Annotated in this window: 12 protein-coding genes; 4 read left to right on the forward strand and 8 right to left on the reverse strand. The window is 56.4% G+C overall.

Annotated features, from left to right (window positions below; translation table 11 throughout):
• Window positions 1-79: 79 nt before the first annotated feature.
• Both P6U28_RS21940 and P6U28_RS21945 read left to right on the forward strand, forming a co-directional pair.
• The gene (locus P6U28_RS21940) at window positions 80-1,216 is read left to right on the forward strand and encodes a glycosyltransferase (RefSeq protein WP_407123096.1); all 1,137 of its coding nucleotides are present in this window, start codon (window positions 80-82) and stop codon (window positions 1,214-1,216) included.
• A 45-nt stretch (window positions 1,217-1,261) separates the two neighbouring features.
• Window positions 1,262-2,695 (forward strand): glycosyltransferase family 4 protein, encoded by a 1,434-nt coding sequence (locus tag P6U28_RS21945; RefSeq protein ID WP_407119855.1) that lies wholly within the window; start codon window positions 1,262-1,264, stop codon window positions 2,693-2,695.
• Window positions 2,696-2,722: 27 nt separating this feature from the next.
• Here P6U28_RS21945 and P6U28_RS21950 read toward each other — a convergent pair whose 3' ends face one another.
• Window positions 2,723-3,598 carry a glycosyltransferase family 2 protein gene (locus P6U28_RS21950; protein ID WP_407119856.1) on the reverse strand — a complete coding sequence of 292 codons (876 nt, stop codon included), beginning with the start codon at window positions 3,596-3,598 and terminating at the stop codon, window positions 2,723-2,725.
• 516 nt (window positions 3,599-4,114) lie between these two features.
• Between P6U28_RS21950 and P6U28_RS21955 the strand changes: the two genes are divergently transcribed.
• A complete protein-coding gene (locus P6U28_RS21955; RefSeq protein WP_407119857.1) occupies window positions 4,115-5,290 on the forward strand; it encodes a DegT/DnrJ/EryC1/StrS family aminotransferase in 1,176 nt (391 codons plus the stop codon).
• Window positions 5,287-6,288, forward strand: coding sequence for an NAD-dependent epimerase/dehydratase family protein (locus P6U28_RS21960; protein ID WP_407119858.1), 1,002 nt, complete (start codon window positions 5,287-5,289; stop codon window positions 6,286-6,288). The genes P6U28_RS21955 and P6U28_RS21960 overlap by 4 nt, the downstream gene beginning before the upstream one ends.
• 232 nt (window positions 6,289-6,520) lie before the next feature.
• Here P6U28_RS21960 and P6U28_RS21965 read toward each other — a convergent pair whose 3' ends face one another.
• The 7 genes from P6U28_RS21965 to P6U28_RS21995 all read right to left on the reverse strand — a co-directional run bounded on the left by P6U28_RS21965 (window position 6,521) and on the right by P6U28_RS21995 (window position 14,551).
• The gene (locus P6U28_RS21965; RefSeq protein ID WP_407119859.1) at window positions 6,521-7,645 is read right to left on the reverse strand and encodes a glycosyltransferase family 2 protein; all 1,125 of its coding nucleotides are present in this window, start codon (window positions 7,643-7,645) and stop codon (window positions 6,521-6,523) included.
• A 20-nt stretch (window positions 7,646-7,665) separates the two neighbouring features.
• The gene (locus tag P6U28_RS21970) at window positions 7,666-8,850 is read right to left on the reverse strand and encodes a DegT/DnrJ/EryC1/StrS family aminotransferase (RefSeq protein ID WP_407119860.1); all 1,185 of its coding nucleotides are present in this window, start codon (window positions 8,848-8,850) and stop codon (window positions 7,666-7,668) included.
• A gap of 168 nt (window positions 8,851-9,018) precedes the next feature.
• Window positions 9,019-10,122: a glycosyltransferase family 2 protein gene (locus tag P6U28_RS21975; protein ID WP_407119862.1), complete on the reverse strand. Its 1,104-nt coding sequence runs from the start codon at window positions 10,120-10,122 to the stop codon at window positions 9,019-9,021.
• Window positions 10,123-10,164: 42 nt separating this feature from the next.
• On the reverse strand, window positions 10,165-10,662 hold the full coding sequence (locus P6U28_RS21980) for an acyltransferase (protein WP_407119864.1): 498 nt from the start codon (window positions 10,660-10,662) through the stop codon (window positions 10,165-10,167).
• 25 nt (window positions 10,663-10,687) lie between these two features.
• A complete protein-coding gene (locus P6U28_RS21985) occupies window positions 10,688-12,166 on the reverse strand; it encodes a lipopolysaccharide biosynthesis protein (protein ID WP_407119866.1) in 1,479 nt (492 codons plus the stop codon).
• Between the two features lie 135 nt (window positions 12,167-12,301).
• Entirely contained in the window at window positions 12,302-13,348 is a 1,047-nt protein-coding gene (locus tag P6U28_RS21990) for a Gfo/Idh/MocA family protein (protein ID WP_407119867.1), read from the reverse strand.
• Window positions 13,349-13,561: 213 nt separating this feature from the next.
• Entirely contained in the window at window positions 13,562-14,551 is a 990-nt protein-coding gene (locus P6U28_RS21995) for a glycosyltransferase family 2 protein (RefSeq protein WP_407119868.1), read from the reverse strand.
• Window positions 14,552-14,649: the final 98 nt, after the last annotated feature.

Here is a 14,649-nt window from a genome sequence, read left to right on the forward strand (position 1 = left end):
ATATTAACTAGCAGGATAACTATTGATTTGCGGATTCGATTAAAAAACCACATATTAAATCGTGGAAACGGATTTGCTGGTGGCAAACGAGCAAACTGAAGCATCCGACAGAGGTATGGTCAGGTCTCTGCTCAAGCGCGCTCGTTCGACGCTTCGCCACCGCTCGCACCAGCTTCGCTTTTTCTTGGATGAGGCAAGTGCCGACCACGCTATTAGCAAACTCCGGGCGAGCGTTTTAGCAGGACGCAAGCCCGCTTCGTCCTCTCCAACCGCGTGGTTCGTATGCCCGCATTACAAATCCCCGAGCGGCGGAGTCCGCAAGCTATATCATTGCGTCGACACCCTGAATGACGCTGGACTGGATGCAGCCATCGTACACGCCCGACCGGGATTTCGCTGCAGCTGGTTTGAAAACACAACCCGAGTCATCAGCGCAAGTGAGCTAACCTTAGGACCGCGCGACATATTCGTGGTGCCCGAAGTGTATGGCCGGTCGATCTGCAACCTGCCGCCCAACGTTCGACAAGTGATTTTCAATCAGAACGCCTATCTTACATTAAGCTCCCTGCAGAATGGGCTTGCCTACGCGGCGCCGTATACAAATAACCCAGATCTCGCGCTGGTGTTGGTCGTCTCTCAGGACAATGCCGACGTCATCAGACGAACCTTTCCAGCAACGCCCGTTCGGCGTCTTCGACTTGGGATTAATCCTAGTTTGTATCATCCGCCCCAAGGCCCAAAACAACGTCGGATCGTTTACATGCCGAGAAAACGACCGGACGATTCAGCTGCTGTGCTTGCGCAACTGAGACTTCGGGGTGCTCTCAACGGCTGGAACATCGTTGCCATCGATGGTCGCAGCGAGGCGGAGACAGCCGAACTGCTTCGAACGGCAAAAGTATTTCTCAGCTTTAGTTTTCGAGAGGGATTTGGCTTGCCACCACTCGAGGCCCTTGCCTGCGGCTGTATCGTGGTTGGGTATCACGGTTCTGGAGGTCGCGAATATTTCCATCCTCCTTTCGCAACCGCCGTTGAAGACGGCGATATTTCTGATTTTGTAAGCGCGGTTGAAGCGACCATTTACAACATCGACAATGACCCCCTATCGGCAGACTCCCTGGCGGCTGCGGCCGCCCGTTTCGCGCTTGAGCGCTATCCGCTCGAAGTAGAGAAACAGGATATGCTCGACATCTTTGGACCCCTCCTCCGGTCATGAACATGCGAAAATGGCCTTGGAATCACGACAGGCAGTTGGTACGTCATGAATAGTCTCGTGCGCAACGGTCTTTCAAAGCGGACGATATTGTGGGCTCAACGCAATTCCTGGCGCTTGCCGCGGAGCTTCCGGAGCGCCGGAAGAAAGCTGATTGTTGGCGCGCCGTCCAGCTGGGAAAACAACGAAATCGTCGATGGTTGGTCAAGACCGCTCGTCCCGTACGATACGCCCTCTTTGCCGATCGTTCCCGAGCTCCATTTTCCGGATCCGCCCGATATCCAACCGATTGAGCTCGTGGCATCGCCCCGTCATGCGCATTGCCTGATCACGACCCCAGCACTCGACGCGGGAGGTCTTGATGAATTTGTCGCCTTCCTTGCGCGACGGCTACCCGTTCTGGGATTTCGAGTGACCGTCATGTGCACGCCCACTTCCTTGGGGCCGGACGTGAGAACCTATTCGGGACAATTGTGCATGGCGCTTAAGCGAGAGAAAACATCGGTTGTTGTTGCCTCACCAAGCCAGTGCCGTCAGTGGTTAGCAGCAAACCGTCCTGATGTCATAAGCGCACATGATCCGCCAGACTGGATTCTGGAAGATGCTTTGAGCGCTGGCATTCCCGTTGTCGAGACGCTCCATGGCATTCCAACCCCGATAAGCACGGACTGGAGCAGAGAGGCCACACGGTCCAAGTTCATTACATCGTTCGTGGCGGTAAGCGAACTCGTCAGACGACAATACTTAAAAGGCAATCGCTCATTCCGCGACGATCGGATCATCACGATCCCGAATGGCTACAATGACACCCATCGTCCGTCCTGCGATCGTGCAGTTGCGCGGGCTTGGCTTGGTCTCAAAAACGAATTTCTTTTCCTCAGCCTTGGCCGGCATTCCATTCAAAAGAATGCATATGGACTCGTTCAGGCATTTTCCGAGGTCGCACAAGGTGCTCCGAACGCACATCTCTTGATCGCTGGCCGTCTAGACAACCACATGTACACCAGCCAAGTGCGCTCACTTCGCGAACATTCATCAATGAAGGACCGAATTCACCTTAGGCATTCCTTTGCAAGCCCATCGATTTTATTTGCCGCTGCTGACTGCTTCGTTCTGAATTCATTTTTTGAAGGGTGGTCGCTGGCCAGCATGGAGGCGCTAAGCGCAGGCCTGCCTGTTGTTCTGAGCGACGTTGGCGGCGCGCGTGAGCAGGTCGGTACGGACGGCAGCCGAGGTTTTGTCGTCGGAAGCCCGCTTGGGCGCGCGGAGACGCCGAGTTGGGAAAGTGCAGGCCGTATGCGGTTCAAATCGCAGCCAAACAAGGAGGAGCTTGTCGCGGCAATGAGATCTGTGATCGCACAGCGTGAGCAATGGTCGACTGCGCGACAATTTTTGGCTGAAGACTCAAGAAGGCGCTTCAGCGCCGCGGACTGCGCAAAGCGTCACGGTGAGGTACTCCTTCGTGCGATTTCCGAGCCGTAGAAAACTGATACGAGGAGGATTGCACCCTCATTTGACCGAATCGACAGAAACCGCCGCACGAGAAGTCTCATCGCGTTCCCAAGGATGGGTTCTGCTACGCGACCGTAGCGTCGCCCTGCATCGAGCAATGATGTTAACACCACAATAGATCAATAGTCCGGACCACAAATGAGGCTCTTTGATCAGTGCAAAGAGCGTCCAATTATTGGATTCCCCTTTATTCACGCTGAGTTCGGGAAAGCGGCGGCCCAGCTCGAATGCTCCACTATAGACACGACTTCTAACCGCAATCAGCTGCAGCACAGTGCGTGGAGGGAATACCGTTGACCTCACGGAAGGCAGTGTCTCACGCTCTTCTGGTCTGAACTGAAGGCGAACATACGTGTCATCAGCGATGATATCTGGAAACTGGCCGAACCGCCCGCGCCCAGCCTCAGATAAGGCGTAGACGCCGGAACCGCCGATTCCCTCTTGCGAAGACGGCAGCCGTGACCGGATCTCGTAGTATTTGCGAACCAGCCAGGAGCAGCCCGTCAGATTGATGTCGGCCGTGGGAGCCACCACCAAAACGTCCCCTTGCTCAAGGCGTTTTGCAAGAGCTCGAATGCCATCAACGGTAATAACAATATCGGCGTCAGCATAAATCCGCGGAAATGCGCCTGAGATTCGGTCGCCAAAGTTCAGGGCGTGAGTCTTCCCTGCGATATCAGTTTCGGCAACAAGAACGGCGGGACTGAAGCGCCGGGCAACGTTCGCAGTGTCATCTGTACACCCGTTACAAACGACGACTACCACGATCTCATCCGAGGCCCGGTTGCCCCCCCCTGGGTTGCCGAGCCATTGGCTCAACGTCCGCGCAATAACGGAACTCTCGTTGTGGGCCGGGACGACGATCGAGATCATAGGCTAACCCGGTCGGAATCGATCAAACTGGAATACGCCTCGGCGCTAGGATCGGCTCGGTCGTTCTCAGGGTAAACGTGATCACCTTGCGCGGCCGCTACGCAGGCGTCCGCTGTGCCGTCCCCAAGTGCCCCGCTTCGGCTTCGGCCTGACCTGCCCGCCGCCCCCTGCGATGCGTCCCTCGATCGAAATCGGCTAATTCCAGCCGAGCACAAATGCCGTGGTCCAGCGGCGCGCGTCACACCGGCAGCAGACTTCATGCGAGATACGGGCACTTCAATTTCAAACAACTGCATCCACCGGATTTTATCCATAGTTTAATCCTATTTAAATTACAGATTTTACATTGAATCAACCACAAAAAGATGACTTCAGATCGCTCGCAACCGGAGAACGGCGTTGGGTTGCCTCCCCGGAGGATTAACATCCAGTTTTTATTGCATTATTTTTTTGTTGATTTAATAAGAGATTTATTTTAAATCGTACACCCAAGGTTTAATCAAAAAGGATTGCGCCTTGATACCTTTTCTGGACTTAAAGGCCCAGTACCGTCAGATCAAAACCGAAATCGATGCCGCTGTGGCGCGCTCCATCGAGAGTGCGCAATTTGTGCTCGGGCCGGAGGTTGCTGCTTTCGAAGAACGATTCGCAGACCACTGCAGGGTCGCGCACTGCCGCGCGGTAAACAGCGGCACCTCGGCGCTCCATCTTGCGCTGCTCGCAGCCGGTATCGGACCGGGCGACGAGGTCATTACAGTCTCGATGACGTTCGTTGCGACAACGGCTGCTATACTCTACGCGGGCGCCACACCGATTTTTGTGGACGTTGATCCGGTTACGTGGACGATGAATCCGGCATCCATCGAGGGCGCGATCACGCCGCGGACAAAGGCGATCCTGCCCGTCCACCTTCACGGGCTCATGGCCGACATGGATCCAATCATGTCGATCGCTCGACGGCATGGTCTCGTTGTCATCGAAGACGCGGCACAGGCGCATGGCGCGGAATACAAGGGGCGCCGCGCAGGTTCGATCGGCGATCTCGGCTGCTTCAGTTTTTATCCCGGCAAGAACCTAGGCGCGTTTGGTGAAGGCGGGGCACTCGTGACGGATCAGCCCGAACTTGCGCATCGCGTCTCGCTGTTGCGCGATTGGGGTCAAGAGGCCAAATACAATCACGTGATCGCCGGATATAACTACCGCATGGACGGCATTCAGGGGGCGGTGCTGAATGTTAAGATGGACTACATTGAAGCTTGGACGGAGGCGCGCCGGGCAGTTGCCGCGGAATACGATCGGTTGCTATCGAGTCTCTCGTGCGCTCGTCCTCGGTCACCGTGGAACAGCCGCCATGTCTATCATGTTTATGCTGTCAGGCTGTCGCGCCGCAACGAAGCGCTGAGCGCCCTCCAAGAGGCCGGCATTGGCGCCGCCATCCATTATCCCGTTCCCGTGCATCTGCAGAAAGCATACGCAGAGCTCGGATATGGTCTGGGCGATCTTCCCGTCACTGAGCGGCTTGCGAACGAGTTCCTCTCGCTCCCCATTTATCCGGAGCTGTTGTCGGAGCAGGTGGCCGAAATCGTTTCCACGTTGAAAAAGGTGATTGCCCCAGAGTTCGCGCGGCCCATCGACGGCGAACGGGAAGATATTCTGGCACTGGCAAGGCCCAGCAATAGGAGCGCAAGTTGATCGATCTCAAGGGCAAACGTATTCTGGTCACCGGTGGCGCGGGCTTTATCGGGTCCCATATTATCGACCTGTTGTGCGACGAAGGCTGCATCGAAATCGTCGCTCTCGACAACATGGTCCGAGGTCGGCCTGAAAATCTCCGACGGGCACTGGGACGCGGACCGGTGCGGCTGGTCCAGGGCGATATACGCGATGGCAAGCTGATGGGCGCACTGGTGAAGGCGGCCGATATTGTGTTTCACCAGGCTGCACTGCGCATCACTCACTGCGCCGCCGAACCTCGTCTCGCCAAGGAAGTCATGGTTGACGCCACGTTCGACCTCCTTGACCTCTGCGTCAAGCATGATGTCGAAAAGGTGATTGCCGCCTCCTCTGCATCTGTGTACGGCATGGCGGAGGAGTTTCCGACGACCGAGCGACAGAATCCGTACGATAACCGAACTCTGTACGGGGCCGCTAAGGCCTTCAATGAAGGGCTGCTCCGCGCGTACAATGACATGTACGGCCTTGACTACGTGGCTTTCCGATATTTCAACGTGTATGGCAGCCGTATGGACATCCATGGACGTTACACCGAGGTGCTGATCCGCTGGATGGAGCGGCTGGAGGCCGGCCTGCCTCCTGTTATCTTCGGTGAGGGCGGCCATACCATGGATTTCGTGCACGTACGCGATGTCGCCCGCGCCAATATCCTCGCGGCGAGGTCGAAGGTGACGGACGAGGTGTTCAACGTGGGCAGCGGCACCGAGACAAGTTTGGTGCAGCTCGCTCAAGTCCTCGCGTCGGTAATGGGAAAGCAGGGGATAAACCTAGAATTCGCACCAGAGCGTTCGATCAATCCAGTGCCACGCCGACAGGCATCTACCGGAAAAGCGGAGCGCCTGCTGGGATTCCGGGCTACCACTGCGCTTGACCACGGCCTCTCAGAGCTTGTGAAATGGTGGCGCGCGGAGCGCGAGCTCGCTGCCGGTGCTCCACGACAAGTAGCTGCATCATGATTCGGACCGAAATGTTGCTGCTGGCCAATGAAAAGGCCGAGGCTGCGAGCAGCCGTCCTGTCTGCTTGAGTTTTCATAAGGTCGGCGAGTGGCCGCTTTCGAGCGCGCGTCCCGCCCTTACCGGCGTCCCTTTTGCATCAGTAGCTAAAAATTCCGCACAACGACGTGAATTACCGGAGGACCGTCATCGAGGCTGCGTCCCGGGCGGCTCTCGGATCGGCGCCCGCCACCGCTAATGAGACTTGGAGTTCGCCAGAGTTTCGCGAATTTCTGCCATTCTGTCCCTCAAGGCGACCACGACGTCTCCCGCGCCGAGACCAAGAAGTGCTTGTTTAACCGTGATCGCGAGTCGCGCGCCATCATACTTGCGGCTCAGCGCGTAGTAACTTCTTGCCCGTTGGAATTCGCGCCTAGCAAAGCAACGGTCCGCCACAATTTCCCAGGTCCGAGCGCGAATGGCATTCTCTTCGAGTGGGTCGATTGTGTTCTCATGAAGAGAGTCCTCGAATTCCTGCACGGTCATAAGAAAGGTCGACTTCCCGAACTGTCTGCCAACAATGTTGTGCCCGTATTGATAGGCGATACGATATCGGCACAATCCCACAACGTCCAAATACCCTAGCGCACGTGCCTCATTGTGAATTCGCCACAAAACCGCCAAGCCGTCTTTAAAACGGACGGCGAAATGTTCGCCGGTGAGGTGATTTGTCATGCTGAGATCATGCTTGCGGTAGTTCACCATGGGCTCGCTGAAGTAGGCGACATCATAGTGTAAAGCGAAAAGGCACCATAGGAACCAGTCCGCGGCATAGGGCAGGTCCAATGGAAACGCTCCCAGCTTGTCGTAGCATTCTCGTCGTACCATGCCCGACGCAGCGATCACAAAATTTCCTGCCCGCAACAGTTGTTTCGCAAACTTCTTGCCCGAAACAATTGTGTCGCGCTTCGAAATGGATCCTTCCAGTTCTGTTTCAACGTCATTCTCGAGACTGATAGCGGGGCAACAAGCATAACCCACGCGCGGGTTTGTCTCCATAATTCCAAGATAGCGCTCCAGAATGTAGTCGTTTCGCAACCTGTCATCCGCGGAGATGAGCCACACATACCGGCCCCGCGCCATCGCAATTCCGTAGTTATAGTTTTTAAGGTGACCGATGTTTTTGTCATGTCGAACAGATTTTACGCGCGGGTCGTTAAACGAGCGTGCAACATCCGGAGTGTTGTCCGGAGAGCAATCATCCAGAATGAGAACCTCGAAGTCGCGATAAGACTGGGCAAGAATCGAATTTACGCATTCCCGAAGCACATGCGCCAGTTTGTAGCACGGAACTATGAAACTGACTGTCGGGGCATCCATAGGTACGATCTTTCCAGCTGCTATATTGCGTTTCGCAACGCATCGGCAATCCGAACCTGATCTCCTTCGCTCATCTGAGCGTAAATCGGAAGCAGGATCGAACGATCCTGCGCGATCTCTGATTGGCGCAGGCCATGCCGTTGCGTTTCGCCAGCATAAGGAGGCTCCCGGTGCGAACACATGATGCCTCGGCGCGTCGCAATGCCCTGGTCCAGCAGGCTCTGCATCACCGTGCGCTGATTGACGCGATCCGGCAGGCGCACGCAATAGCTCTGCCAATTGGATCGCGCCCATGATGGCTCGAGCGGCAGTCTCAGCCCCTCGATGTTTCCGAGCAATTCAGCATAGCGGGAAGCTATCGTGCGGCGGCGCGCGACAAGCTGCGCCAGCCTCTCAAGCTGCTTGCGACCGACGGCCGCCTGAATATCCGTCATCCGGTAGTTGAAAGCGACCATCAGATAATCCTCCAAGATTACCTGCCGCGCCCCGTGCCGAACTGTATCTGGCACGCTCATGCCGTGTTGGCGTAGCAGTCTGAACTTGGGATCGAGGTCTGCGTCGGACGTCGTTAGCATGCCCCCTTCACCAGTTGTAATGACCTTGCGCGGATGGAATGAGAAGCAGGCGATGTCGCCGTGCGGCTTGCCGATGGGGTCCCATCGGCCATCGATGCGGATCTGGCTTCCTGCAGCACAAGCGGCGTCCTCGATCAGCAGGATACCATGGCGCTTGGCGAGGGCCATCAGCGCCCCCAGATCGCACGGCATGCCCATCTGATGGACGGCGAGTATCGCACGCGTACGCGGCGTGATTGCTTCAGCCGCGCATGCCGGATCAATATTATAGGTCTCCGGATCAATATCGACGAAAACCGGCGTGGCACCGCAGTATCTGATTGAGTTCGCCGTCGCGATGAAGGAGTGACTGGCAGTAATCACCTCGTCGCCGGGCCCCACATTCACGGCCATCAAAGCGAGGTGCAGCGCGGTCGTGCAGTTTGAGACCGCGCACGCGTGAGGCGCGCCGACCACGGTTGCAAACTCGCGCTCGAACACTGCGACCTGCGGTCCTTGCGAAACCCAGCCGGACAGTACAGCCTCGCGGGCCGCATTGGCCTCGTCCTCACCAAGCAGCGGCAACGCAATCGGGATATCGATTTCCGATTTGATCTGGTGTTGAGCGTTCGAACCGTGGAAAGGATTCAAGGTGATAGCCTCTTGCGTCGGAGAAACCACTTTAGCAATTAAATCACATCAAACAACGTAAATAAATGTTTTAATCAAGCGGGTGCTCCGTCCTTAGCTCCCACGTTCGTTGCACTCCGCGGCTGCCGTAGTTTGCTGTTGTTATGCTGTTGCAATAGCTGCTACGCTTTACATTCCGGTGAACCGCCACAGCCGCCAACCCAATTTTCCGCTGAACATCCGAACTTGCTCACGGCCCAGAAAAATGGGATTGCGCCGGGCGCTTTCGATCCCGGCTTTTCGTCGCCGTTCGAGCGCGGCCCATTCTCGCGATTCAGCCACTTCCGGATCGAGCCGCAAGGCAAACGACTTGTATGAGTCTACGCGGCCGGATCCTCCCGCATCCGACATGAAATCAGCGATTGCAAAATGAAGGGCCTGCCGCGCAAGCGTTTGATAAACTGTTCTGCGCAGGTCCAAATGCTGGGCTGCGGACAGCGCCGCGTCGAACGCCCTCTTCGTCTCCTCCAGATTGATCAGTGTCGTGCCATACTGCACCCTGCTCATGTTCGAGCCGTGAAGCCGGTAATACATCTGATCCACACCACCGACGATGCCGACGTCCGATACCAGCGCCGCGCGGAGCCACCACTCCAGATCACCACTATGAGGAAGATCTTTTCGGTAACCTCCAACTTTCTCGAGCACACTGCGCCTGATCAGCGCATCACTGGATCGGATGACGTTGGCCCCCCGCCGGCACAAAGCAGAGACCCATTGCTCGCCGTTCCACACCGTCCAGCGCCTCGCCTCGGTGCGCGCCGGCGGCAGAGTCGAGGTGAAGGGCACCGACCAACCATAGGCAAAACCGACCGTCGGATGCATTTCCATAAGCGTCGCCGCGCGAGCCAATGCGCCAGGGGTCAGAACATCGTCGGCTGAGAGAAGGAAAACATATGTTCCCGTGGCTTGAGCGAATCCGATATTATAGGTCTCGATATGTCCCTTGTTTCGGCTATTGCGAATGAGCTTCACTCTTGAATCCGCGTCGGTGAAGCGACGCGCAATTTGACTGCTTTGGTCAGTAGACGCGTCATCCACGACGATGATGTCGATGTCGACGCCTTCCTGGGTCAGGATACTCTTCAGGCAATCGGGTAGGAAGCGGCCATAGTTGTAGCACGGCACAACAACCGAGACTCGAGCTGGCGCAGACTCCAGGCGCAAAGGCCGCAGAATGCGCGGCGAACCTCTGCGCGAGGCAACTAGTTTCTGAAGTGCCAGATCAAGCATCGAGGCGCACGCCCAATGTCCCTCCTGCTCAGACACAGACTCCTATGTCGGTGCGGCCGCTGAACGTATATTTTCCGCGAGGGACATCGTCCGGGCGGGCACCCCTGCCACAATCGCTCCTGCCGGAACGTCACGCGTCACCACCGCGCCGGCGCCGATCATGGCTCCGGGGCCGATCGTTATGCCGCACAGGATAGTCGCATTCGACCCAATCGACGCTCTCGCGCCGACCCGGGTCGGCTCGACCGCCCAATCGGCAGAGCCCTGAAGCCGTCCATCGGCGGTAGTGGCCTTGGGGTATTTGTCGTTAGTGAACATGACTCCATGCCCGATGAACACTCCATCCTCGATCGTTACGCCCTCGCAAATGAAGGTGTGCGAGGATATTTTGCAGCGTGATCCGATCTTCGCGCCCGACTGGATTTCGACGAAGGTACCGATCTTCGTCTCATCCCCGATTGCGCACCCATAAAGGTTGACCAACTCCAAGTGAAAGATCTTCACATCCGTGCCTAGTCTTACGTCCTTCGAAATGGGCATCCACGCCTCCAATCCTTGTGAATGACTACAATGCCGAACGTGACGGCAGCAGTCTCGGTGCAAAGCGGGCGAGACCGGCTGCGGTACGATGGACATGATACAGAAGCGGATGACTAGTCAGCGCCAGCCCCAACCACCAGCCCAGCGCAGCAACCGACAACGACAAAGCCAGCCCGAAAGGCGAAGAGAGCACACCCGCAGTCGTCAGCGCCGCACAAACTGCTACCCCGGTAGCCGTTGTGGCCGCGACGATACTGCTCTTCATCAACGCGAGAGCAACCTCCCCTAGTCGAAGGCGCAGATGCCGCCCGATGAAGTAGATCGCGACTGCCGCCTGAAACGGCAATGTTAGGAGGGTGGATGCGGCAACAGCTTGCACACCGAAGAAGGATGCGCCCAAGACCACAAGAAGGGACGGCGGGACCGAGATCATTGAGGAGATCAATGCATCTCGCACACTTCCGACAGCTACAAGCATCGGATAGCTCAAGCACGCGGCGAATAGTGCCATGCTTGCGATACAAAGCAGACGCACGAGCGGCACGATCTCAAGCCAGGACTGGCCGAGCCAGATCGAAATGATCGGTTCCGCCATTAGCGCAATGAATATCATGAATGGCCATTGCACGGCCGAAAGCAGCCCAATGGAGTTCAGGTAAATGGTCTTGAGGTCTTCCCCGGCCTTTCGCCTTTCGACAATTGCCGGCATGATGACTGGATCCAACACTCGCGAGACAAGCTTGTCAAACATCTGCGTCAGGTTGATAGCGCGGCTGTACAGACCCAAGGACATGAAATCCAGAATCTTCCCGAGGAACAGCTGGGGCGCGAGATTGTAGAACACATTAATGACGCTCACGCCGCTCGAATAGAGGCCAAAGCTGACGACCTCTCGATATCCGCTGAGCGAGGGACGCAGCAGTGCGCCAACACCCTGGTGCCTGGCAAGCAGCATCGCTGTAAGGATGATGCTCCCCGCTACGCCGCCCCAGATCGGCGCCATATAGCTAAATCCCGCCATCGCAAGGCCGATCGAAACCACGACTCCCCCCGCGCTGGACGCGAGATTGTAAGTGGCGAGCGCGCCGAATTTCAGTTCTCTGCGCAACAGCGCGGATATCGTCCCGGAGAACGGCGCCAGCAGAAAGTTCAATGAGGTAACCTCAAGACCTCTCTTCAGCTCGTGCTCAGCGTACCAATGCGACAGAGGGCCGCCGAGGGCAAACAGAAAGCCCGCAATTCCCAGCGAGATCCCCAACGTGACGGTGAATGCCGAACGAACGTCTTCAGACGATAATTCATCTTTCTGAATAAGATAGTTCGCGCCGCCGAATTCCTGAAAAGAGGCCGTAAGAACGGCGGCGATGGCATTTACTACAGCAAAGACCCCGAACTCTGCCGGTGACAAGAGGCGGGAAAGAACTGCGGTCGCAACAAAAATCAGGATCACGCCGCCATAGCGATCGGCCGCCGAAAGCAAGATCGACCGTTGCACCGAAGTCATTGCGGCTCGCTCGCAAACTTGTTCGGATTTTTGATGCTCGAGCGCCTTGGCCGCCAGCTCCCGGTCCGGCCGCTCTCGCTCGTAGCTCGATCTGCTAAGTGTATTCTGATTCTGTCGCCCATGTTGTACGTCAGCTCAGCCAGCCAGCTCTTTCTCTGGATGGGGCAAGCGAACCGGATTGCCTTGCGTGGCAATGGAGCGGGAAGCTGCCTCCAAGATTTGCACGACCTGCAATCCAGTAGTCCCGCTGCTCAGAGGACTGTCACCGCTGCGGATACATTCGACGAAGTGCTTTGCCTCGACGCTGAGCGCCTCGTTTGCTCCGAGATGGGGGGCCCACATGTCTCCGGCTCGGTATCCGATCCGAAGCTGGTGCGCCGCCTGGGGGGAGTGGTTGACCGAAATGCCCTTATCATAGACTTTTATCTTTTCGGTCGGCTCAAGATCATCGTACACGATCATCTTGCGAGTACCGCCGATGAAGGTCTGCCTGACCTTGATTGGAGAAAGCCAGTTGACGTTGATCTGAGCGATACAACTGTTGTCGAAGAACAGCGTCACGTGCGCCATGTTTTCCGGTGTTCCACGGACGTGCGTCGCTCCGGTTGCAGAAACGGCAATCGGCGCCTCTTTCAAAATGTACTGGATGATCGATATGTCATGCACGGCCAGATCCCAGATAACATTGACATCCTGCTGAAAGAGCCCGAGGCTTGCACGATTCCCATTGTAGTAGAGAATCTCGCCCAGCTCGTCTTCGCGAATCAACTGACGAATTTTCTGTACGGCCGACGTATAGATGAACGTGTGGTCGACCATAAGAGTCAGATTACGGAGCTGGGCTTCATCGATTAGTCGACGGACTTGATCCGCACTCTGCGCCAACGGCTTTTCGACCAAAACGTGCTTCCCTGCTTTGAGCGCTGCCATCGCAATTTCAAAGTGACTATGTACGGGGGTTGCGATTGCCACCGCATCGACTTTCGTACTCTCGATGACGTCGTGGATTCTGGTCGTAGTCGCAGTACGAGGGTACAAGCGCGCACATGATGCGAGCCTCGTTGGCTCCAGATCGCAGACGGCCACAAGTTCGCAGCCCTCCGTGTTCACAAAATTGCGCACGAGATTGGGACCCCAGTAACCGTACCCTATAACCGCGACTCTGATTCGCCCGCTCAACATCTTTCATATCCCTATCAGTGATTTCGGCGCATTGCCTGCCTGAGGGATAAAGAAGTGCACCCTCCGCATTTAATAGTAATCATAATAATCCTGCATTAACACCACAAAAAAGAATTAAATACACACTTATAATGAATTCAGGAAGGCTCGGTTTCCACAGTCACGCAACTGCAGACGCACACGCCCAGGCGCACGGCGCGTGCCCTTGCTGGCTCAGCTAAACTGCCCCGCAGTCTTGGAACCTTCCCCAGACACGGCGTTTACGGCGGCGTCTGTCCAGCCATTTACCCAGCGCCAGCGATTTTCCCAGACCTGATACCATTCACGCGCACTCGCGCGACAATTCCTGCTCCGCAACAGCGGAGCCGCCGCTGCATAGCCAAGCCATCGCGTTAACGGCATGAGCAAATACAATCTCCTCCCGATCACGCGGGAAAGGGGCGACCAGTGGCGGTCCATCAGGGTCACGCGGCCAGCCAGCAGGTGAATTCGGAGCTCGCTTTTCTGGGGATATGAAGCTCCACCGTGATGTATGATGGTCGCTGTTGGAGTTATCTTAGGCCGCGCACCAAGTTTTCGCGCCCGAATGCACAGATCAGCCTCCTCCGCATACATGAAGAACACCGGATCGAACCCTCCGAGATCCTGCCAGAGTGGGCGGTCAATCAGAAAAAAGCAGCCCGATACGATGTCGACCGACCGGACCGAATCCCGCTTCCAGCCTGGATAGCCTTCCGGATTGAATAGCACGCTGCGCTTGAACAGGTTTAAACCGACGGCCCAGCAGAACACGCTCCATAAGGTCGCAAACTTCCAGCATGATGCCGGGTTTAGAGATCCATCGGCAAAGACGGTGCGCCCTCCCCATATGCGACATTCGGGAGTCGAATCGGCAAATTCGTTAAGACGATCGATCGCGCGATTCAAGACCACAGTATCCGGATTAATGAGCAACAGCCGACGTCCCTGTGCACCTTTCGCTGCGATGTTGTTGGCCTTGCCGAAACCAACATCCCGTTCTGACGTGATCAGTTTGACGGCCGGGAAACGTTCCCTGATCGCTTCAGAAGATCCGTCAGTGGATCCGCTATCAAATACGATCAGCTCATATCGAACCCTGGTCGTTTGCTCCAAAATCGAACGGAGACATTCAATCGTCATCTCGCGTGTGTTGTGGGTTACGACGATGATACTAACGTCCATTGCAAGCCTCCGAAGACGATACAAACGTTCTCAAACGGGGTAGCTAGTCGCGCGAGGCATTATCCGTCCAACCCGCCAACAAGCACCAGAGATCAAGG

Source organism: Bradyrhizobium sp. STM 3561, from assembly GCF_045571455.1.
GTDB lineage: Bacteria > Pseudomonadota > Alphaproteobacteria > Rhizobiales > Xanthobacteraceae > Bradyrhizobium > Bradyrhizobium vignae.